A 19,836-nucleotide genomic window follows, 5' to 3' on the forward strand; every position below is an offset into this window, starting at 1 on the left:
CGAACACCCTCGCAAGTTTAGGGTAGGCTACCCAGGAACGTGAAGGTGCGCTCCCGCCCTGGTCAGACCTGTTCCCACGGACCGAATTCGAGCAAAACGTCAATTGCTGTCTTACCGTCTTGCGGCCGAACGACATGTTCGAGGGCATAGACCCTCGATCCCTCCGCAGCGCGAGCGAGATCGGAAATACCGGGCAGAATGGTCGGTTCGGGTGGACCGCCCACACCACGATGGAAGTTCTCGATGGAATGCCCCAAATAGAGGACCCGTCCGCCGGGCGTCAGCCACTCCCCGACGCGCTTCAAGGTTGCGGCCAGATGGTCGACCTCGAGGTGAAGAAAGCTGACCAACACCAGGTCGACCAGCCCTTCCGGCTGCCACTCGGTCGCGTCGCCGACCTGCCAGTCGACAGCCTTGTCCCCGTCACTCGCCCGTGCCAGATCGATCGCCACCGACGAGTAGTCGACCGCAGTCACCGACCAACCTTGCCCAGCCATCCACCGCGCGTGACGGCCGTCGCCGCAGGCCAGATCGATCGCGGTGCCCGGTCTCAGATCGGAAATTCTTGTTGCGACGGTTCCCGCCGGGTCGACTCCCCATGGCTCCGTCACCGCTCGGTATCGCTCGTCCCAGTCGCGTGCGTCCATGATTGCTCTCCCATATCCGTTTCACCGTTTCAGATCGGACGGTGCCCCCAGCAGCATAGAGAACCCTCGAATGTGACAGATCGATACCCCTGGGGGTATACAGTGACGGACAGGAATACCCCCACCCGTATCAGGAGTGAAGATGTCAGCGACCAGAACAGTCACCGCGGACCCACCCACCCGAGCCGACGGCATACTTGCGCGTCTCGGTCGATCGATGGCGACTCACACCCGCCTCGTCGTCGGCGTCTGGTTGATCGCGTTGATCGCACTCGGCGCCGCAGCACCCAGCGTGTTCACCTCTCTGGCCGGCGCGGGTTGGCAGGCAAACGGATCCGAATCCGTGCAAGTTCGCGAGTTGGCCGAGCAGCATTTCGGTGGAAATTCCTCCGCCGCAGTACAGGTGGTCGTTCACTCGGATTCTCTACCCATCACGGATCCGTCGATGCAGCAAACCCTGGCCGCGGCAACGGAAATCTTTTCCGCGGACCCTCGCTTCGGCGAAGTGATCGCCCCGCAGCCCGGTATGACCATCAGCCCGGACGGACATACCGGCATCATGGTCGCGGGCGCCAACGCGAGTACCGACGAGATGGTCAGCGCGGTAGACGAACTCGGCAAGAAGCTCACGGGCTTGTCCACCGACACGATCGAGGTGTACCCGACGGGTGCGTCGGCGTTGTGGAGCGATTTCAACAAGGCCAATCACGAAGCCATGATCAAAGCCGAAATGATGTCGTGGCCCGTCACTCTCGCGATCATGGTGTTGGCCTTCGGCTCCCTGGTTGCCGCGGGTCTACCACTACTGCTGACGCTTGCGGGCCTGGTCGCTTCGGCGGGTGGGCTTGTAATCCTCAACGAGATCACGCCGATTTCCGTGTGGGCCATGAACTTCGCGATGATGTTCGCTCTCGCGCTGGGCATCGACTACGCACTCTTCCTCGTCGCCAGGTTCCGGGATGCATTGCGAGCCGATCCGGATCCAAGGGCCGCCGTGGCTCAAACCATGGACACCGCCGGCAAGGCTGTGGTCCTTTCCGGCCTCACAGTTCTGGTCAGTTTGTCTGCGGTTCTCATCGTTCCAGCCCCGGCCGTACGCACGATGGCTGTCGGAATCATGCTCGCTGTGATCTTCGTTCTCGCCGCAACACTCACCCTGTTGCCTGCCGTGCTCGGCAGGATCGGCGCGAAGGTCAACGGCGGTTCTCTACCGTATGCAAAGCGCCAGCAGCACCGCTCCCCGATGTTCGCAGGTTGGGCATCATTGCTGCACAAGCACCCGTGGCCATTCGGCTTCGGCGCCTTACTCATCCTGATCGCACTCGTTGTTCCGGTCTTCGGACTGAAGGTGGCAATGCCCTCCATCGCCGTGGTTCCCGAGGACGCCCCGGTTCGCCAGGGCTATGAACTGGTGCAGCAGCAATTCGGGGACGGCGCCCCGGGGATGTTGCAGATCGTCACGTCCGCCGACGATGCAGCCGACACCTCACGTCTTACCATGAGCGTTGACGGCGTGGCCATGGTCACCCCAGCGCAACAAGCTGCCGACGGGTCCGATCTTGTTATGCTGCAAGCAGTTCCCACCGTCGACCCGTCAGATCCTGCGATGGAAACCATCCTCGCCGACCTTCGGTCGCAACTGCCGGAATCGGCGCTCGTCGGCGGCGCTCCGGCCGAAAATCTCGACCTTCAGCAGGCACTCGACGACTACCTTCCCATCGTCGTGGTCGTGATTCTGACGCTCGGATTCCTGTTGCTGCTGATCGCCCTCCAGGCGCCTTTGATCGCCTTGATCGGCACGCTGGTCAGCCTGCTGTCCACTGGGGCCGCATTCGGAATCGCGAAGCTGATCTTCCAGGACGGTCACGGAGCAGGCCTACTCGGCTTCACCCCCCAGGGTTTCCTCAACGGGTGGGGTCCGGTCTTCTTCTTCGCCATGATCTTTGCGATCGCGATGGACTACACCGTGTTCCTGCTTTCGAGTGCCAAGGAGCACTACGAACGCACAGGCGACCCCGCGATCGCACACATCGACGGCCTCGCGCATTCAGGTCGGGTCATTGCGGCGGCAGCAGCGGTGATGGTTGCGGTCTTCTTCACTTTTGCGCTCGCAGATCCCTTGCCACCCAAGGAAATGGGCATCATTCTCGGCGTAGCTGTCCTCCTGGACGCAGTGCTCGTCCGCTTGGTACTGCTGCCCGTTCTCCTACGCCTCACCGGCCGGGCAGCCTGGTGGGCGCCGGCATGGCTGCGTCGCGTCCTGCCGAACATCAGCTTCTCGCATGGCTGATCGTGTACCCGACATCACTGTCCTACTGATACCCCCAGGGGTATAATGGGGACAAGAGAAATCAAAGCCGGCGACAGTGACAGCCCACGACGAGGAGTGCGCAATGACAACACCCACAGAACCGATAGCGATCGCAACCAAGGTCACCGGAACCTTCGACGACGTCGTCACCCGCACGCGTGGCGCTCTCGCCGAGCAGGGCTTCGGCATCCTGACCGAGATCGACATGCAGGCAACACTCAAGGCGAAGCTGGACGAGGACATGGAAAAGTACCTGATCCTGGGTGCCTGTAACCCGCCGTTGGCCCATCGGGCAGTTTCGGTGGATCGTCAGATCGGCCTCCTGCTGCCGTGCAACGTCGTCGTCCGCGAAGATACGACTACCGAGAATTCGTTCTTCGTCGAAGCGATGAACCCTGCTCTCATGGTTCATCTTTCCGGCGAACCCGGCCTCGAGTCCGTGGCAGCCGACGCAGCCGTCAAGTTGCGCGCGGCCGTCGACTCGCTGATCTGACACCGCAGTCGGATCAAACACTGAATCAAGCAGTGACATGCCCCCAGGGGTACCCTTGACCGCAGCACGAACACTCGAGAAGGGGCCACCATGACCGGCGACGAAGAGAGCATTGCGCTCGTATTGAACAGACTGCGTCGTGCCCACGGCCAACTTGCCGGGGTCATCTCGATGATCGAGAACGGCCGCGACTGCAAGGACGTCGTCACGCAACTCGCCGCCGTGTCCAAGGCGCTGGACCGAGCAGGGTTCAAGATCGTCGCTTCCGGGCTGCGTGAATGCCTGAGCGGTGACAGCGCGGAAGGTCAGGAACCGATGACCGAGGCCGAACTCGAGAAGCTGTTCCTGGCACTGGCCTGAAACATGAGAAGGGCCTGACCTGCAGTTAGCAGGTCAGGCCCTTTCTCGCGTGCGAAAGAACTACTTCGCCAGGAAGTCGATCAGCACCTTGTTCACGGCCTCCGGACGCTCGAGGTAGCCGTAGTGCCCGGCGTCGGGAATCTCTTCGTACGACGCCGTCGCGATGCAGTCCGCCACCTCGCGGGAGAGGTAGGGCGGGATCATGCGGTCGTCGGCGAAAGCGACGGACAGGCACGGGCGCATGATCGACTTGTACGCACCCCGTCGATCGAAGGCGCGGTCCATACCGAGCTGTGCGCGAACACCCGGTGACGTTGCGCCGCCGGTGAACTCGAAGATATCCATCCAGTCGCGCGCCGAGTGATCGTCTGCCAGCGTGGCCGGCGAAAGGTTCATCACCGCGGTCACTGCGGCACGGTACTTGGCCGGCAGAGCGACGCCACTGTCGAACAACTGGCGCTCACCCTCGGTCAGGACCTGCTGGAAATGATCCATCCGGGCGTGACCGGCGAGGAACACTGCTTTGCGAACCAGATCGGGCCTGGCGAGCGTCAGTTCCTGCGCCACCCGGGCGCCCATCGAGGTTCCGATGACATGGGCCGGACCGCCACCGAGGTGCTCGATCAGTCCGGCGGTGTCTGCGACCATGTCGGGCATCGTGATGCCGCCGAGGCTCTCGCCGGACGGTGCGATTCCGCGGTTGTCGAAGGTGCAGACTCGGTAGCCGGCGGCCACTAGTGCCGGGGTCTGGTGCAGATCCCAGACGCGGCCGGGGCTGCCGGTCCCCATGATGAGCACCACCAGATCTCCATCACCCTTGACCTGGTAATTGATGGGGATTCCGTTGATTGTGGCGACCGTCATGTCAGCCTTCCTCCTCGTACGTGTGATCAACAATTTTGGTTGGATAGCCTAAGCTGATGGGCGGTCGTGTGACCGCAACCCCAGCCCATGCTCGTCCAGGAGGACCCCCGTTGAGAGTCGCTACGCTCGGATACCAAACCTGGGGCCACCGTACCCTGCAGGCCTTGATCGACTCCGATCACGAGGTCGTGCTGGCAATCACACACCCGAAGAGCGAACACGTCTACGAACAGATGTGGGCGGACTCGGTTGCAGATCTGGCGGCCGAGAACGGTGTACCCGTTCACGTGGCGAACAAGCCTGACGACGCCTTCAAAGCCGCGCTGGCCGAAGCAGCTCCCGACATCATCGTCGCCAACAACTGGCGTACCTGGTTGCCTGCGGAGGTCTTCGACGCACCCAAGTACGGCACCCTCAACATCCACGATTCGCTGCTGCCCAAGTACACGGGATTCTCCCCGCTCATCTGGGCTCTGATCAACGGCGAAGAAGAAGTCGGGCTCACGGCGCACCTGATGGACGAGGAACTCGATGCGGGCGACATCGTGCTGCAGCGTTCGACGACGGTCGGCCCGACCGACACCGTCACCGATCTGTTCCACCGCACGATCGACATGATCGGCCCCATCACACTCGACGCCCTGGATCTGATCGCGTCCGGCCGTACCGACTGGACGCCGCAGGACCGATCGCAGGCCACGTTCTTCCACAAGCGCGCACCGCAGGACAGCCACGTCGACTGGTCCTGGCCCGCCGAGGTCATCGAGCGTTTCGTCCGGGCACAGTCCGATCCGTACCCCAACGCTTTCGCCGAGTTCAAGGGCCAGCGCATCCGCATCCTGAAGGCGTCCGTCTCACGCGGGCACTACGGCGGAACCCCCGGCCGAGTGTTCATCCAGGAAGACGACGGCATGGTGATCGTCGCGGGCCCCGACGCGTGGTCGGGCAAGAACAAGGGACTGCGGATCGAGCGCGTCCGACTCGACGACGGCAGCGAGTACACCGCCGCCGAGTTCTTCCCCCACGGCGGCGGGTACCTCACCTGATCGCCGGATCAGACCCCCTCAGTACAAAATCCAGTACAAACCCCTCAGTCGCGACCTTCCCAGGCCGCCCACAGTTGTGCGTAACGCCCGCCCGCGGACACCAGTTCGCGGTGCGGGCCTTCTTCTACGATCTGTCCGTGTTCGAGCACGATCACTCGGTCGGCGCCCGCAGCCTGCGTAAGCCGGTGTGCGACAACCAGAGTGGTGCGTCCCTCCGTAGCGGCGTCGGCAGTCGCTTCCAGTTCCCGCGCTCCGGCGCTGCCCGCCTCCGCTGTTGCCTCGTCCAGTACGGCGACGGCGGGATCGGCCAACACCAGTCTCGCCAAAGCCAACTGCTGCGCCTGCGCCGCTGTCATCTCGTGCCCGCCTTCGCCGACGACGGTCAGCATTCCCTCGTCGAGAGCCTCCACCCACTCGTACGCGCCGACCGTACGCAGTGCCGCGGCAACGTCCTCGTCCGAGGATTCGGGAGCCGCCAATCTCAGATCCTCGATCAGAGGTCCGGCAAAGACATGAACCTCCTGACTCACGATCGCGATGTGGCGTCGTAGGTCATCGAGGTCGGCAAGCGGGACACCGCCGATCGACACCCGGCCCGACGTCGGAGTGATCGAACCGGCAGCGATCGCCGCGAGCGTCGTCTTTCCGGCTCCGGTCGAACCGACGAGCGCCACGCGTTCCCCCGCTCGCAGTGTGAGGCTCACTCCGTGGAGAACCTCATGACCACCGTCGTAGCTGTGCCGAATGTCATCCAGACGCAGCGAACCGTCGGCCGGAACGGAACCTGCATCCGTCGAAGGCTCCGTTTCCTCGATCTCGACGACGCCGACCAGTCGCGCGAGGCTGGCGCCGGCCGACTGCACTTCGTCGAAGGTGTAGAGCAGTGAGCCGATCGGGTTGAACAGGCGGTGGAACAGCAGCGCAGCAGTCGTCGTCTGGCCGACTGTCACGACGTCCTCACGGACCAGCAGGAATCCGACGACGAGAATCATGGACAGGCCCACGAATTCGGCGCGGTTACCTCGACCGGCGAACCTCGTGAACAGGCCGAACACTCCGACTGCCAGATCGCGCGCTTTTGCCGACGCCGCATCGATCTGCCCGAGGTGTTCCTTCTCGAGGCTGTACGCACGGACCGTCTTCGCACCCTGGAGACTGCTGATCAGCGCTTGTGAACGAGCGCCCATCGCTACCCGCTCGGCTGCGTAAACGGGAGCCGAGCGTGGCAGGTACCACTTGAGCGCCAGCGCGTACATCGGCAGCGCGACCATTCCGGCCAGACCGAGTCGCCAGTCGAGTCCGAGCATGGTCACCATGCTCAGAGCCACGAGCAGAACCGCCGCGATCATGCCGGGAACCACGTCGGACACGGCCTTGGCGATCACCGACACGTCGTCGCCGACGCGCGAGAGCAGATCGCCCTTACCGACCTTCTCGACGGTCTGGATCGGCAGTCGCAGTGCCCGGTCCACGGTCCGCTCTCGCAGATCCGCCAGGATCGTCTCACCGAGCCGCTCGATCAGATAGGCAGCCACACCGGTGAACACACCGCCCACGATTGCGGCAGCGGCGATGATCACGACCACCCCGACGATCGTCGACGTGGGCGCGTTCTCCCGGACCCGGTCGACCAGGACACCGAAGACGTAAATCGGCACCAGGGCCATCGCCGACGCCGAAGCCGCGACGATCAGGACCAGCAGGCTCTGCATCCGGTGTTCGGCCAACGCCGCCCGCAACCACCTCCAGGTCTGGCGACCACTCGCGATCGGCAACAACTCGCGCTCTGTCACCTTCTCGGCGTTCTCCCCGGCCGGCATTTCGGTTGTCATGTCCGTGGCCGTCACCGCAGCACCGCTCCTCGGTAGTTCGCGTCGCCGCGAGAGAGTTCGGAATGTGTGCCGATCGAGGCGATCACTCCGTCGTTCAACACGATCACCCGATCCGTCACGGCCAGCAAGGCGGGGCTGCTGGTGATCAATACCGTCGTGTGGATGCCACTGGCACCCTCGTGCCGCAGTTCTGCGATTCCTTCGGCGATCGACGCCTCGGTCACCGCGTCCACCGCCGTCGTCGGATCGTGCAGGACCATCACGGGTGCCTGTGCCACCAAGGCGCGCGCGAGGGCGACGCGTTGCCGCTGGCCTCCCGACAAACTGGCGCCCCGATCGGTCACTTCGAGGTCGAGACCGTCCGGATGTGCATCGACGACATCCGCCGCTGCCGACGCCACCAGAGCGCTCTGGATGTCGAGAGCAGCGCCATCACCGGCGCCCGCGGTGACGTTCGACGCAAGCGACCCGGAAAACAGATCGGTGATGTGCGGCTCCACCAACACCGTCCGACGTGCCAATCGCAAGTCCATGTCGGACAGGCTGATTCCGCCAACCCTCACCACTCCGCGATACGCGTCCTGCGCCAGCTGACCGGACAGGACCGCGACAAGGGCGTCGGCGTCCTGCGGCTGGTAAGCCACGACGCCCAGCAGTTCTCCGGCAGGCAGATGCAGATCGATGCCCTTGAGCGATTTGTACTCGACTCCGTCGAGAGTCAGGTCGGTGCCTTCGAGTTCGGTCTGCGAACCCGCGCCACGCAGTGGCTCCGCGTCCAAGACCAGTGCCAGTCGATCCGACGACGCTCGCGCCACCGCGAAGTATCCGGGAATGGACGCAAGCAAGCCGAGCGGTTCGATGATGAACTGCGCAAGCCCCACCACGGTGATCAGTTCACCGACCGTGATCCGGCCCTGCAACGCGAAGTATCCCGCGAAGCCCGCAACACCGACCGCGAGCAACGCACTGACGGTCGCGGCAACGCCGGTGTAGATACCGGTCGCCTTGGCCGTGCCGATCGTCGATGCGAGCGCTTGACGGCTGACCGTGCGGTAGCGCGCCGACGCGGTCTTCTCGCCGCCGACACCGCGCAGCGGACGCAATCCGCTGACCAGATCCGTAGCCATCGCCGACGCCCGAGCGATCGACGCCTGCTGACCGGTGGCCCTCGACGTGATGAGAGGCGCCGCCAATTGCAGCAGACCGAGAATGACCGGCGTTCCGATCAGAACGGCCAGCCCCAGCCAGAGGTCGATCCACACCAACGCCACCGCCGACGCCACCGCAGCTGTCAGGGCCGCAGCGGCGCGCGGGACGATGTCCGCGATCCACGAAGTCTGCTCGGCATCGGATGTCGAGACTGTCAGCAATTCACCCGAACGCAGATCGGTGCGCACCCCACGCGGATCGAGGACGCGGTGCGCCACCTCGAGCCGGAGGCGATGAGCCTCCTGCTGCATCGCGGTGACGATGAAGCGTGCGCCGAAGCGCCAGGCGGCCGTCAGAACGAGAAAGAGAGCCGCGAGACCGACGATGGAGACGATCAGGGCCGTGGTGTCCGAAGTCTCCACCGCACGGTCGATGATCACACCGATGGAGATCGGCACCGCCGTCTCGGTCAGTTGGTGCAGACAGACCAGAACCGTGCCGATGGCGAGCGGACCACGGTTACGGACGAGGACACGTCGCAAAATCGCAGCACCGCTGTGATTGCCACTATCCGGCTCGTCCGAGTCGACGGTCACACTCGAGGGGGTCGAACTCATGGAACTCCAAGCATCGATGGAAGCGATAAAGTTGAGTACAGAGATAAGTAAGTCGACCCTAATACATGAGCAACTAGCGTCGACACGCCCAGTTCTCATAGAGTCGCGAGTAAGAACCATTGCTTGCGCCGTGCAGGCAAGCACGAGAGGAACATGATGGCTGAGAACACGACCGTCGAAACCGAGATCGCGGACGAGGACCTCGAGCCCGTAGCGGACGAAACTGCTCGTCAGGCACAGCGCGTCGTCGCTGCCTACGCGGAAGATGCCGACGAGTGCAGGATGCTGCTCTCGATGCTCGGTATCTCCCCCGCCGCCAAGCTCGACTGAATCTTTCCCTCACCGACCGAGAAGGAACCACGTGCCTGTCAGTCCGGATTCGACCAGTTCAACCCTTTCTGACAGCGCACCTGCTTCTTCGACCGGTGAAGCCGTGTCCGGTCAGGCTGAGTTCGTTGTCGTAGCGAACCGCCTGCCCGTCGACTTGGAACGGCTTCCCGACGGCACCACCCGCTGGAAGCGAAGCCCCGGCGGACTGGTCACCGCTCTCGAGCCGATCCTGCGCAGCAATCAGGGCGCGTGGGTGGGCTGGGCGGGGGTGGCGGACGCCGAGCTCGACCCCATCGTCGAAGACGGACTCGAGCTCTACCCCGTGCCGCTGAGCGCCGAGGAGATCAACGAGTACTACGAGGGATTCTCCAACGCCACCCTCTGGCCGCTCTATCACGACGTCATCGTCAAACCCGAGTACCACCGCGAATGGTGGAACGCCTACGTCGAGGTGAACCGGCGATTCGCCGAAGCCACCTCCAAGGCAGCGGCACAGGGCGCGACAGTCTGGATCCAGGACTACCAGCTGCAGTTGGTACCGAAGATGCTGCGGATGCTGCGCCCCGACCTGACCATCGGCTTCTTCCTGCACATTCCGTTTCCCCCGGTCGAGCTGTTCATGCAGATGCCGTGGCGCACCGAGATCGTCGAAGGCCTCCTCGGCGCCGACCTCATCGGCTTCCACCTTCCGGGTGGCGCACAGAACTTCCTGTACCTGGCCAGACGCCTTGCCGGGCAACAGACTTCACGTGGAACCGTCGGCGTCCGCTCCAAACTCGGTGTGGTGCAAGTAGGTTTCCGTAGCGTCCGCGTCGGCGCCTTCCCTATCTCCATCGACTCCGGCAAGCTCGACGAGCTCTCGCGCACCAAGGCAATTCGAGACCGCGCCAAGCAGATTCGCAAAGAACTCGGAAACCCCAAGCACATCATGCTGGGCGTCGACCGCCTCGACTACACCAAAGGCATCGACGTCAGGCTCGCTGCGCTCCACGAACTTCTCATGGAGAAGCGCATCGATCCCGCCGACACCGTCATGGTGCAGTTGGCGACCCCGAGCCGCGAACGCGTCGAAAGCTACGTACAGATGCGCGGAGACATCGAGCAGAAGGTCTCCCGGATCAACGGCGAGTTCAGCGAAGTCGGCCGCCCCGTCGTCCATTACATCCATCGGCCGATCCCACGCGACGAACTGGTCGCGTTCTTCGTCGCCGCCGATCTCATGCTCGTCACGCCGCTGCGTGACGGCATGAACCTCGTCGCGAAGGAATACGTCGCCTGCCGCAGTGATCTGGGTGGTGCATTGCTGCTCAGCGAATTCACCGGTGCCGCAGCAGAACTCCGCCAGGCATTCCTGTGCAATCCTCACGACCTCGACGACGTCAAGGATTCGATGGAGAAGGCCCTCAATCAACCGCGCGAGGACGGCCGGCGCCACATGCGTGCGCTACGTCGTCAGGTCCTGACGCACGACGTCGACCGCTGGGCGCGCTCGTTCCTCGACGCGCTCGCACACGGCGGTGCCGCAGGCCCGGCGCTGATCGCCCCGGCCGAAGCACAAGACCACTGAGGACAGTGCACAAAGGCTGAGGCCGCGGAGAGTGAATCTCCGCGGCCCCAGCCTCTTTCGTACCCGACTCCAGCCTTCGTGTGTTTGATCAGAAGGGTTGGACGTTGTTCACGAGCCAACGCCCGTCCTGCTTCTCCAGACTCATCTTCACGCGACTGCCACTGGCAACGGCTTCGGGCGATTCCGAAGACGTCGTGATCTGATTGAGGAACAGCATCGTCGTCGCGCTGTCTGCCTCGGCGTCGAGAACCGCGGCACCCTGGACGACTACCTGAACGGTCAGCGACTTTTCCTTGGCTCCCGGAATGATCACCGATTCGATCAGGTTGGTGAACGTGCCCTGGAAATCGCCCGTCAAACCGTCTGTGGCCGCGTGCAACTGCTGATCGACGTTGTTGTAGTCATACTGGAACATCGCAACCGCCTGATCGGAAGAGGCCTGTGCCACTTCGTCTCTGGTCTGATCGATCGCTGCGGTGTCACGCGTTCCGTCCGGACCGAAGTAGAGATACGCCGACACTGCCGCCAACGCGATGGCCACTGCACTGATGACGCACAGGATGATGGCGAGCGGTGCGGCGCGCTTCGGCTTCGGCGAAACTTGCTTGGACGTCTCGGGGTTCACTTCTGGGGTCATGGCACAAACTCCACATTCGAGGCAAGCAACTGCCCGTCGACGCCGCACATGGTGATTCGGAGTCGGTAGTTGCGTTCGGCGGGCGCTTCGTCGCCGTTCTTCTGCATCGCGCGCACCGCGACCAATGAAGTCCCGCAATCGCCGTCGGATTTCTCGAACCCGGCCTCGAGCACCTCGCCGTCGGTTTGAACTCCGGCCTGCCCGAGGACGTTGACAAACGAATCCTTGCGTCCGTCGAACTGCGACTTGAACTCGTCGGTGGTGCCGGCGAGAAACTTGTCGAGGTCGGCAGCCGCTGTATCCGCGTGCAGTGTCGTCAGATTCAGTGCGGTGGTCCGGGCACCGGCCACGTAGCGGGCTCGGTCCTCGTCGGCATTGGACGCCTTGTTCCGGTCGACGAGAAGAAACACCGTCAAGGCCGCAAGAGCAACAGCGATCACCGAAGCAACGGCGATCCCGACTACCAACCCGGCCTTGGGCTTCGAACGAACAGGGGTGTCCACAGCAGTTTCTGCGGGGGTTTCGGCGGTACCGGTCGGCTCGGCCTTGGTCGCGACCTGATCACCGCTGACGACCTTCTCAGGTGGAGTATCGGGCTTGCCCAAAGCAACTGGCGCCGCCGCCTTCTGCTCATCTGGCTTCTGCTCAGCCGACTTCTGTTCGGCCGACTTCTTTTCGGTGGGCACTACTACCGCGGCAGCGTCTGCATCCGCACCCGTGGGTCCGGCGCTGCGAGACGCGCGACGGCGCACCCGCTGCCCGGCCTGTGGATCTTCGTCTGTCATCAACCCTGCTGACCCTTCATGAACTGTTCGAGACTGACGTCGCCGCCACCGAGATTCGGTTGCGAGTACGTCCTTCCGTCCGGCCCGATGTACGTGCCTGTAATCGGATCGTACCGACGAGCCGAGACCGAAGGCGTCGACGTGTACGAGCTCGGGGTCGCGGTAATCGGTTCCGGAGGCCCGGATTGCGGGTTCGTGCCCATCGGTACGTAGCCGGAACGGCACTGTTCGACCGTCGGCGCACGACGTCCCGGATACTCCTCGCAGGGAAGGTTTCTCGCGCCGCGCACGGCGATCGGCGAATCCTGGGCAACCTGGCAGAAGAGATCCGACGGCGTCTCGATCGGTGATTCGTCCTTCGGACTGCGCCACTGCTCTGCGGGCAGGAATCCTGTAGTGCACGGCGGCGGGTCGTTGACCTCCATGTGGAAGTCCACCAGTGCACCATCCGCAGCCGGGCCGGAGCCTGCCACCGTGACCAGCGCTGCGGCCAGCGGCGGGTAGATGACCAGAATCTGCTCGATCGCGTTGTTGTAGATCACGCCGACCTGTCCGACGGACACGAGGTTCGCCAGAAGAATCGGCAATGTCGGCTGCATGTCTTGCAGAAGAGCATTCGCCTCCGCCGCTGCCGCCGGCCCCTTCTGGATGACGGCACGCAGATCAGGGTCGCTGGCTCGGAGCTGATCGGTGAACGTCACCAGATTGCTTGTCCAGGAACGGATGGCATCGCTGCTGACCACCTGAGTGTCCAGGAGTGGACCGGCCTGCTCGATCAGGGTCTTGGTCGCGTCGGAGTTGTTGTTCGCCTCCTCGACGAACAGCCGAGCCGAGTCGATCAGCTTCTGCAGATCCGGGCCGGCACCGTTGAACGCCTTGAAGGATTCGTCGATGACGGTCTTGAGCTTGGTGTCGGAAATGCTCTGCAGCAACAGATCTGCCTGATCGAGCATCGCGCCGACATCTTGGGGAATGCTGGTTCGGTCTTCGGGAATCACCGATCCGTTTTCCAGATGCCCGTCGACCACGATCGCTCCGGAGCTGTCGGTGTGCGGAATCAGATCGACGAACTGCTCGCCGATCGCCGACACACTCTTGACCGCAGCGTCGACGTCCGAGGGCACCTTGACGCCGCTCTCGAGAGACAGTCGCGCATTCACGCCCGTTTCCGACAACTCCACCGCGTTCACGACGCCGATGGTCTGACCGCGGTAGGTGACGTTCGAGTTCTTGTACAGCCCACCGGTGGCGGGCAATTCGACAGTGACGTCGTAACGGCCGATACCGACCATCGCCGGAACACGCACGTACTGAGTGGCCATCACGATCAAACCGACAACCGTCAAGACGGCGAAGATGGTGAGCTGGATACGGACGAACTTTGTGAGCATCATGGTGCCGGTGCCCCCTGAGGAAGTCCTGGAATGTTGATCGGCGGAAGTCCCGGAATCTGAATGGTATTCGGATCCGCTGCCGGGGCCTGCGCAGCGGGAGCCTGTCCGGCGGGAGCTTGTGCCGGCGGTGCGGCAGGCTTGAGCGGATCGCTCAACGGGTTGCCTGTCTGTCCGGCGAGCCCCGCCTGCTTACCCAACACGCCTTCTGGTCCGGAGAGTGTTCCGGCCAACGGAGTTCCGGTGAGGAAGTTCGCGTCGAGTCGGGGCAGCGAGATGTCGATGGTCATCGCCAGGTTGGCATAGTCACCGCGGATGACGTTGTCGATTCCGTTCTGTGGGAACGGGAACGTCAAGAGGACTCCGAGAACCTGAGTGAGAGCGTTACCCGAATCCGCCAAGGCCTTCAGAGTCGGCGAAAGAGCCCGAACGTTGGTCGCGAAATCGTCGCCGCTCTCCTGGATGACGCGACTGGCCACCTCGCTGAGACCACCGAGGGAGGTCAACGCGTTGGTGATGTCCTGACGCTGAGCGACAAGAATCTCGAGTGCCGGCGGAATACCCTCGAGCGCTTTGTTCAAGGTGTCGTGCTGTGCCTGGACGGTCGAGGACAGTCGATCGAGTCCTTCCATCGCCGAAACGATGTCGCCTCGTTGCTTGTCCAGACTTCCGACCAGCTGATCGAGCTGAGGCAGGAGGTCTCGAACGGAATCTTCACGCCCACCGAGAGCGGCGTTGAGTTCCTTCGTGATGTCCTGAACCTGAGCGAGACCGCCGCCGTTGAGAACAACCGACAGCGACGACAGCGTCTGTTCCGTCGTCGGGTAAGCGCCCGCTCGCTCGATCGGAATCAGGTCACCGGCTTCGAGTCGGCCCTCGGGCTCTTCTCCAACCGGCGGCGCCAACTCGATGTGCTGAGAGCCGAGCAAGCTGGTCTGACCGATTTTTGCCGTCGCGTTGGCCGGCAACTGAACCTCGGGATTCAGCGACACCGTCACCAGAGCGTGCCAGCCTTGAACCTCGATGTTCGAAACGCTTCCCACTGCCACGTCATCCACCCGGACGGGCGAATTCTGCGACAGCGTAGTCACGTTCGGCATCTCGATCTGAACCTCGTATGCGCCTTCGCCCCGGCCTTGAGTGCCTGGCATCGGCACCGAGTTGAGACCGTTCCATTCACAACCGCTGGCGCCGAGAGCCACTGCCGTGGCCAACACCGCAACCGTGGTCTTGCGAGCTACCCGCATCAGTTCCCTCCGCCCATGTTGAAGAGTTCGGCGAGATCCTTGGGAACACTCGTCATGGGAGCACCTGACATCGGTCCTGCGACGGTTTCCGGCTGATTCTGACTTGCCGCTTCCAATCCCGGCTCGGTGTAGACGATCTGATCCGGGAAAGCCTGCACGCCCGCGACCGGGTTGAACAGGAATCCGGGGTAGTTGCCGATCATGGTGCTGAGCACCGGCCCGAGGTACTGCTTACACAGGTCGGCACTGTTCTGGGAGTTACCACTCTCGATACCTTCGATGGAACCACAGATCCACTGGATCGGATTCTTGAAGTTACTCAGTGCAATTGCGCCGGTCATACTGCCCTGAGCCGGCTTGTAGATCTGATAGAAGTTGGCAAGCGACGTCGGTCCGGAGTGCAGAACCTGCTCGATCTCCGGGCGCTTGTCAGTCAGTACCTGAGTGGCATCGGCGAGACGCGCAACCGATTCGCTCAGTCCCTCGCTGTTGTCCTTGACGAACCGCTGGACGTCGCCGACGGCCAGGTCGAGATCACTGAGGGCGGTACCCAACTCGTCGGAGCTGCTTGCGAGAACGCTTGTCACCGAAGCGAGGTGACCGCTGAACTGCACGATCTGCTCGTTACTCGAGGACAACGCAGTGACAAACGCCTGCAGGTTCCGAATGGTGGAGAACAAATCGGTCCGGCCTTCGGACAGCGTGTGCATCGTGGCCGAGAGTTCGCGCAGCGTCGACCGAATCGACTCACCGTTACCGTCGAGGTTCGTTCCCACGGTGTCGATGAATCGACCGAGGGAACCCTGATCGTCCAGACCCTCCGGTCCGAGTGCGTCCGACAGTTTGGTCAGTTCGGTCTTGATCTCGTCCCACTCCACCGGAACGGCGGTGCGCTCGATCGGGATCTCGCCGCCGTTGGGCATCTGTTCCCCGCCGGAGTACACGGGGGTCAATTGCACGAAACGTGCGGACACGAGGCTTTGAGCAACGATGAGCGCCTTGGCATCTGCCGGAACGTCGACGCTCGAATCGATCTTCATCTCGACGTAGGTGTCCCGATCACGCGGTTCGATCTTGGTCACCTTGCCGACGTTGACACCGAGCACTCGCACGACATCGCCCTCGTAGAGACCGGTGGTCGAGACGAAGTGCGCGGAGATCTTGGTCTTGCCCAGGCCAGGGATGAAGAGGTAGGCCGCACCGGCGACGAGCAGAGCGACCAGCACACCCGCTCCGATCAGCACCCACTTCTTGCGTGGGTTGGTGGAGCCCTGTGGATCCTGTGAAGTCATGGTCTCGGTCATTCTCCCGGCCCCCTGATCGTCGGTGGAATACCGGGGAAGAAGTCTTCCAGGTCGCCCGGAACCTGCTCGGGCGCGACGCTGGTGTCCACCAGGGTCTTCCACCAGTTGCTCGGCAGAATGTTGATGATGAAGGCGTCGAAGAACGGGCCGCTGGCCACGGTCTCACCGAGCGCGGTGATGTACGGTCCGAGTCCGTCGAGCGCTCCCGCGATGTTGTCCTTGTTCTGCTGGAGAACCTCGGCGACCGAATTCAGCTTCTCGAGGGTCGGCCCCATCTGGGCCTCGTTCTCCTGCACCAGCGCTGACAGTTGACGTGAGACTGCGCCGGTGTTGACGATCAGTTCGCTGATCGCGTCACGCCGCAAGCTCAGTTCGGCAAACAACTTGTTGCCGTCGACCAGCAACGAATCGATCTGACCGCTTCTGTCGGAAAGGATCTTGGTGACATCTTCGGCCCGCGAGAGCAATTGGAGCAGGCTCTCGTCGCGTGAGTTGATGCTCTGCGAAAGCCGCGTCATTCCGTCCAATGCGGTGCGAAGTTCTGGCGGAGTATCGGCCAGGGTGTCCGAGATCGCGTTGAGCGAATCGTTGATCTGTTCCGTGTCGAGTTCGGACACCGTTGTCCCGAGGTCACCCAGAGCGTCGTTGAGCGAGTACGGGGAGTTGGTGCGCTCGATAGGAATCGGCGTGTCCGTCCGCAGCAGTCCGGATCCTTCCGGCCGCACCGCTAACGACTTTCGGCCGAGAACCGTGTTGGTCTTGATATCGGCCGCTGTCTGCTCGCCCAGGGCGACGCCGTCCTGAACGGTGAAGGTGACCAGTACCTTCTGGTCGTCGAGTTCGACGTCGCTGACCTTGCCGACATTCACGCCGGCCATGGTCACGTTGTCGCCGGCGACCAAGCCGCCGGCATCTTGGAAGTACGCCGAGTAGCGAATGCCGCCGTTGATGAACTGGAGTTGATCGTATTGAAGCGTGGCACCGACGGTTGCCACCGCCAGGACGAGACCGATGACACCGATCTGTACCGGATTACGTTCACGGGTAGGGGTCATGAGACTTTTGCGCACCTTCCCGTGTCCTGGACTGCCGTGGGCAAGATGATCGTCGTTCCGTCAGGTCCGGAGAACTTGAAAGTGTTGGCGCACAGATAGAACTGGAAGAACGCTCCGTACGTGCCCACTCGGATCAGCTTCCGGTAGTCGGACGGCAGACGATCGAGAGCGGTGTTGATGTCGTCCTTGCCCAGGTCCAGCTGCGTCATCGTTCGGTTGGTCTCCCCGATCAGCGTCTGGATGTCCGGACGTGTCGCCTGCAGCAACGACGCGAGATCTCCCGTGGCACCGGCGATCTCGGTGATCGAATTACCGATCGGGCCACTGTCCTTCGCCAATCCACTGACCAACTGCTGGAGCTGATCGATCGTGGTGGAGAACTGATCGCCCTTGTCGTTGATGGTGCCGAGTACATCGTTGAGATTGGTGATGACGTCCCCGATCAGCTGGTCTCGGTCCGCCAACGTGCTGGTGAACGAACTGGTGTTTCCCAGCAACGAAACCAGCGTTCCGCCCTGGCCCTGGAGTACCTGCAGCAGGGCCCCGGAGAGGTCGTTGACCTGCTGCGGGTCGAGCGAACGAAGCAGCGGCTTGAATCCGCCGAGCAGCAGATCCAGATCGAGAGCGGGCGACGTCTGATCGACCGGAATGGATCCTCCCGACGGAAGCGTCTCGGTGGAACCGGCGCCCTCGAGCAGTTCCATGTAGCGATCGCCCACCAGGTTCTCGTAGCGCACAGTCGCTTTGGTGCTCTTCATCAGCGAGTACTTGGTGTCGACGTCGAACTCGACCTCGGCCTGGTTGGAGTCACCGATGGACACTCCGGTGACCGACCCGACCGGAACACCGGCGATGCGGACCTTGTCGCCGGACTTGAGTCCCGAGACGTCCGAGAAGGTGGCGTGAAATCCGTTGCTGCTGCTGAAGCGCACCTGACTGAAGACGATCGCCAGTCCGGCGAAGATGACCGCCATGACGACGGTGAAAATCAGCAGCTTGACCGTGGTCGGTCTCATCACTTCCCGTCTTCCTGCTCGTAGGAGTCACCGAAGAGATACTGGAAAATGGTCGGCACGGTAACGCGCAGTTCGGTGTTGGGAACGAAGGGCACGTTGCCGGTGTTGGTGACTGCGAACGGTGCATGCCCGTCGACCTTCGGATCGAATTCGGGCAGACCATAACAATTGGGTCCGCCGGAGGCCGCGACCTTGGGGAGAGATTGCGGATTCTGGTACGCCTCGGCGCCGTACATGAAGCTCGCACTCAGCATCAGCGCCGCTTTGTCCCCGGTGCCTGCCAGTGGCTCGAACTTGATCCGGCCGTCGTTCAACCCGACGATGAAGCACGTCAGACCTGACGAGTACTTGTCGAGCAGGGTCGTCGTCGCGGTCAGAGTGTCGAGGGCGGTGGTCAGGTTCTGCTCGTTGTCGGTCAACAACGCGTTGCCGGTGTCCGCGAGGCCGGTGACGTTGAGCAACAGCAAGTCGAGGTTTGCCTGCTCGGCCACGATCGATCCGCTTGTCGCGGTGGCATTGTCGAGAATGCGCATCAGATCCGGTGCCACGTCGGCGTACAGATTGGTGACATCGGCGGCGCCGACCAAGTCTTCCTGGAGCTGCGGCAGAACCGGATTCATCTTCTTCAGATAGGTGTCACCGAGCTCGAGAACCTCACCCAGCGACTCGCCGCGCCCGTTGAGTGCGGTGGAGATCGCGCCGAGTGTGGCGTTGAGCTTTTCCGGTTCGATCTTCGCGAGTACGTCCGAAAGATGTTCGAAGACACTGTTGAACTCGACGGTGACGCTGTCCGAAGCGATGACAGCACCCTCCTGGATCGGCTGGGTCGACGGATCGTCGGGGATCACGATGTTGACGTACTTCGCACCGAACACCGTGGTGGTCTTGATCTCCACCCGGGCATTCGACGGAATCTTCGACATCTGGCCCGGGTCCATCGCCAACTTCAGGTTTGCCTGGTCCCCGTCGAGGGAGATCGATTCGACGCGGCCGACCTGCACTCCGCGCAACTTCACCTTGGCATTGGGTTCCATGACGAGGCCGGCACGCGTGGACGTCACGGTGATGGGCGTGCTCTTGGTGAACCCACCCGAGAACATGGTGAGAGCAACGGCGACGATCGCCACGAGTCCGAGGACCAGGCCGGCTGCGGCCAACTTCTTGTGCCATCTGGGTACGGTCATC

18 protein-coding genes are annotated in these 19,836 nt (G+C 62.7%); 6 read left to right on the top strand and 12 right to left on the bottom strand.

Features of this window, described 5'->3' with window-relative positions:
- Positions 1-62: 62 nt before the first annotated feature.
- Positions 63-647, bottom strand: a complete 585-nt coding sequence (locus PCS43_RS04720; protein WP_003945672.1) for a class I SAM-dependent methyltransferase — start codon at positions 645-647, stop codon at positions 63-65.
- Positions 648-789: 142 nt separating this feature from the next.
- On the opposite strand from PCS43_RS04720, the gene PCS43_RS04725 reads away from it, so the two are divergent.
- The 3 genes from PCS43_RS04725 (at position 790) to PCS43_RS04735 (ending at position 3,811) form a co-directional block, all read left to right on the top strand.
- Positions 790-2,937, top strand: coding sequence for an MMPL family transporter (locus tag PCS43_RS04725; RefSeq protein ID WP_128637857.1), 2,148 nt, complete (start codon positions 790-792; stop codon positions 2,935-2,937).
- A 103-nt stretch (positions 2,938-3,040) separates the two neighbouring features.
- Positions 3,041-3,451, top strand: coding sequence for a DUF302 domain-containing protein (locus PCS43_RS04730; protein ID WP_125050330.1), 411 nt, complete (start codon positions 3,041-3,043; stop codon positions 3,449-3,451).
- A gap of 90 nt (positions 3,452-3,541) precedes the next feature.
- On the top strand, positions 3,542-3,811 hold the full coding sequence (locus PCS43_RS04735; RefSeq protein WP_007734349.1) for a metal-sensitive transcriptional regulator: 270 nt from the start codon (positions 3,542-3,544) through the stop codon (positions 3,809-3,811).
- A gap of 60 nt (positions 3,812-3,871) precedes the next feature.
- On the opposite strand, the gene PCS43_RS04740 is transcribed toward PCS43_RS04735, so the two are convergent.
- Positions 3,872-4,675, bottom strand: a complete 804-nt coding sequence (locus PCS43_RS04740; RefSeq protein WP_003945829.1) for an alpha/beta fold hydrolase — start codon at positions 4,673-4,675, stop codon at positions 3,872-3,874.
- 110 nt (positions 4,676-4,785) lie between these two features.
- Here PCS43_RS04740 and PCS43_RS04745 point away from each other — a divergent pair, with 110 nt between their 5' ends.
- On the top strand, positions 4,786-5,721 hold the full coding sequence (locus PCS43_RS04745; protein ID WP_007734348.1) for a methionyl-tRNA formyltransferase: 936 nt from the start codon (positions 4,786-4,788) through the stop codon (positions 5,719-5,721).
- 44 nt (positions 5,722-5,765) lie between these two features.
- Here PCS43_RS04745 and PCS43_RS04750 read toward each other — a convergent pair whose 3' ends face one another.
- Both PCS43_RS04750 and PCS43_RS04755 read right to left on the bottom strand, forming a co-directional pair.
- Positions 5,766-7,553: an ABC transporter ATP-binding protein gene (locus PCS43_RS04750; protein WP_374192588.1), complete on the bottom strand. Its 1,788-nt coding sequence runs from the start codon at positions 7,551-7,553 to the stop codon at positions 5,766-5,768.
- 11 nt (positions 7,554-7,564) lie between these two features.
- Positions 7,565-9,319: an ABC transporter ATP-binding protein gene (locus PCS43_RS04755; protein ID WP_161120925.1), complete on the bottom strand. Its 1,755-nt coding sequence runs from the start codon at positions 9,317-9,319 to the stop codon at positions 7,565-7,567.
- A 156-nt stretch (positions 9,320-9,475) separates the two neighbouring features.
- Between PCS43_RS04755 and PCS43_RS04760 the strand changes: the two genes are divergently transcribed.
- Positions 9,476-9,649, top strand: coding sequence for a hypothetical protein (locus PCS43_RS04760; RefSeq protein WP_164490548.1), 174 nt, complete (start codon positions 9,476-9,478; stop codon positions 9,647-9,649).
- A 103-nt stretch (positions 9,650-9,752) separates the two neighbouring features.
- A complete protein-coding gene (locus PCS43_RS04765; RefSeq protein WP_085989962.1) occupies positions 9,753-11,216 on the top strand; it encodes an alpha,alpha-trehalose-phosphate synthase (UDP-forming) in 1,464 nt (487 codons plus the stop codon).
- 88 nt (positions 11,217-11,304) lie between these two features.
- Here the strand turns inward: PCS43_RS04765 and PCS43_RS04770 are convergent, their stop codons facing one another.
- Genes PCS43_RS04770 through PCS43_RS04805 form a run of 8 tightly spaced genes read right to left on the bottom strand, consistent with a single transcriptional unit; the run spans position 11,305 to position 19,835 of the window.
- Positions 11,305-11,853 (bottom strand): twin-arginine translocation pathway signal, encoded by a 549-nt coding sequence (locus PCS43_RS04770; protein WP_209911421.1) that lies wholly within the window; start codon positions 11,851-11,853, stop codon positions 11,305-11,307.
- Positions 11,850-12,638, bottom strand: coding sequence for a hypothetical protein (locus PCS43_RS04775; RefSeq protein ID WP_209911418.1), 789 nt, complete (start codon positions 12,636-12,638; stop codon positions 11,850-11,852). Before PCS43_RS04775 ends, PCS43_RS04770 begins: the two co-directional genes overlap by 4 nt.
- A complete protein-coding gene (locus PCS43_RS04780; protein ID WP_019747002.1) occupies positions 12,638-14,032 on the bottom strand; it encodes an MCE family protein in 1,395 nt (464 codons plus the stop codon). Before PCS43_RS04780 ends, PCS43_RS04775 begins: the two co-directional genes overlap by 1 nt.
- Positions 14,029-15,276: an MCE family protein gene (locus tag PCS43_RS04785; protein WP_007734342.1), complete on the bottom strand. Its 1,248-nt coding sequence runs from the start codon at positions 15,274-15,276 to the stop codon at positions 14,029-14,031. Before PCS43_RS04785 ends, PCS43_RS04780 begins: the two co-directional genes overlap by 4 nt.
- The gene (locus tag PCS43_RS04790) at positions 15,276-16,580 is read right to left on the bottom strand and encodes an MCE family protein (protein ID WP_007734341.1); all 1,305 of its coding nucleotides are present in this window, start codon (positions 16,578-16,580) and stop codon (positions 15,276-15,278) included. The genes PCS43_RS04785 and PCS43_RS04790 overlap by 1 nt, the downstream gene beginning before the upstream one ends.
- Complete coding sequence (locus PCS43_RS04795; RefSeq protein WP_021342936.1) at positions 16,577-17,635, bottom strand: MCE family protein; 1,059 nt, start codon at positions 17,633-17,635, stop codon at positions 16,577-16,579. Before PCS43_RS04795 ends, PCS43_RS04790 begins: the two co-directional genes overlap by 4 nt.
- Positions 17,632-18,651, bottom strand: coding sequence for an MCE family protein (locus PCS43_RS04800; protein ID WP_007734337.1), 1,020 nt, complete (start codon positions 18,649-18,651; stop codon positions 17,632-17,634). The genes PCS43_RS04795 and PCS43_RS04800 overlap by 4 nt, the downstream gene beginning before the upstream one ends.
- Entirely contained in the window at positions 18,651-19,835 is a 1,185-nt protein-coding gene (locus PCS43_RS04805; RefSeq protein WP_042449518.1) for an MCE family protein, read from the bottom strand. Before PCS43_RS04805 ends, PCS43_RS04800 begins: the two co-directional genes overlap by 1 nt.
- Position 19,836 lies beyond the last annotated feature (1 nt).

The organism is Rhodococcus sp. C-2 (genome assembly GCF_027854095.1).
Lineage (GTDB): Bacteria > Actinomycetota > Actinomycetes > Mycobacteriales > Mycobacteriaceae > Rhodococcus_F > Rhodococcus_F qingshengii.

Bases quoted from the DNA above. Each gene is read 5' to 3' on its own strand.
- PCS43_RS04720 (WP_003945672.1), bottom strand. From the start codon at position 647: ATGGACGCACGCGACTGGGACGAGCGATACCGAGCGGTGACGGAGCCA.
- PCS43_RS04725 (WP_128637857.1), top strand. From the start codon at position 790: ATGTCAGCGACCAGAACAGTCACCGCGGACCCACCCACCCGAGCCGAC.
- PCS43_RS04730 (WP_125050330.1), top strand. From the start codon at position 3,041: ATGACAACACCCACAGAACCGATAGCGATCGCAACCAAGGTCACCGGA.
- PCS43_RS04735 (WP_007734349.1), top strand. From the start codon at position 3,542: ATGACCGGCGACGAAGAGAGCATTGCGCTCGTATTGAACAGACTGCGT.
- PCS43_RS04740 (WP_003945829.1), bottom strand. From the start codon at position 4,675: ATGACGGTCGCCACAATCAACGGAATCCCCATCAATTACCAGGTCAAG.
- PCS43_RS04750 (WP_374192588.1), bottom strand. From the start codon at position 7,553: ATGACAACCGAAATGCCGGCCGGGGAGAACGCCGAGAAGGTGACAGAG.
- PCS43_RS04755 (WP_161120925.1), bottom strand. From the start codon at position 9,319: ATGAGTTCGACCCCCTCGAGTGTGACCGTCGACTCGGACGAGCCGGAT.
- PCS43_RS04760 (WP_164490548.1), top strand. From the start codon at position 9,476: ATGGCTGAGAACACGACCGTCGAAACCGAGATCGCGGACGAGGACCTC.
- PCS43_RS04770 (WP_209911421.1), bottom strand. From the start codon at position 11,853: ATGACCCCAGAAGTGAACCCCGAGACGTCCAAGCAAGTTTCGCCGAAG.
- PCS43_RS04775 (WP_209911418.1), bottom strand. From the start codon at position 12,638: ATGACAGACGAAGATCCACAGGCCGGGCAGCGGGTGCGCCGTCGCGCG.
- PCS43_RS04780 (WP_019747002.1), bottom strand. From the start codon at position 14,032: ATGATGCTCACAAAGTTCGTCCGTATCCAGCTCACCATCTTCGCCGTC.
- PCS43_RS04785 (WP_007734342.1), bottom strand. From the start codon at position 15,276: ATGCGGGTAGCTCGCAAGACCACGGTTGCGGTGTTGGCCACGGCAGTG.
- PCS43_RS04790 (WP_007734341.1), bottom strand. From the start codon at position 16,580: ATGACCGAGACCATGACTTCACAGGATCCACAGGGCTCCACCAACCCA.
- PCS43_RS04795 (WP_021342936.1), bottom strand. From the start codon at position 17,635: ATGACCCCTACCCGTGAACGTAATCCGGTACAGATCGGTGTCATCGGT.
- PCS43_RS04800 (WP_007734337.1), bottom strand. From the start codon at position 18,651: ATGAGACCGACCACGGTCAAGCTGCTGATTTTCACCGTCGTCATGGCG.
- PCS43_RS04805 (WP_042449518.1), bottom strand. From the start codon at position 19,835: ATGACCGTACCCAGATGGCACAAGAAGTTGGCCGCAGCCGGCCTGGTC.